A 649-nucleotide genomic window follows, 5' to 3' on the forward strand; every position below is an offset into this window, starting at 1 on the left:
CTGCTGGAGCGCGACCAACTGATCCAGGCGATGCGTGGACTGCAGCGCCGGCAGCGCGAGGTGCTGGTGTTGCGCTATTTCGCCGACATGACCGAAGCGCAGGTCGCGGAAACCCTCGGAATATCGCTGGGTTCGGTCAAGGCGTACGGATCGCGCGGTATAGCGGCGCTTCGCGTCGCCATGGAGGCCCCGGCATGAACCACGAGCACGCGAGGCCGGGTGGGTCCGACCGGCAGGATCGTCATGGCCGTTACGAGACCCACGAGGCGGCCGTCGCCGCTGAGAACTCTTCCGACGAACCGGGCGGTACGGCGGGTTCGGCCGCTGGCCCCGACGCCGAGGAGCGCACCGCCGGCGGGCCCGAAGGAGCCTCCGCCGAGGACGCCCCCGAACCACCCACCCCGGCCGACACCCCGCGCGACACCGCGCAGACCGGCGACCAGCCCGAGGCCGGCTCCACCGGGGCCGACCGGCCCGCGTCGGAAGAGCCAGAGCCCGCCGGGCTAGGGGCACGCCGACCCGAGTCCGAGCAACGACCTACAGCCGAGCTGCCGGTGGCGGGGCAGCCGGCGGCGGGGCGGCCCGCACCCGTGGAGGAGCAGGCCGGCGCCGCGCGTACCGAGGCGGAGCGATCTGAGCGGTCCGAGGC

1 protein-coding gene and 1 pseudogene are annotated in these 649 nt (G+C 74.0%); both read left to right on the forward strand.

Annotated features, from left to right (window positions below; translation table 11 throughout):
• The coding region (locus KUM32_RS39880) for a sigma-70 family RNA polymerase sigma factor (protein ID WP_217146612.1) at positions 1-198 on the forward strand (198 nt) is incomplete at its 5' end.
• Positions 195-649 (forward strand): annotated as a pseudogene (locus tag KUM32_RS39885) (hypothetical protein); the annotation flags it as partial. The gene KUM32_RS39880 and the pseudogene KUM32_RS39885, both read left to right, overlap by 4 nt.

Source organism: Streptomyces sp. AC627_RSS907, assembly GCF_019049165.1.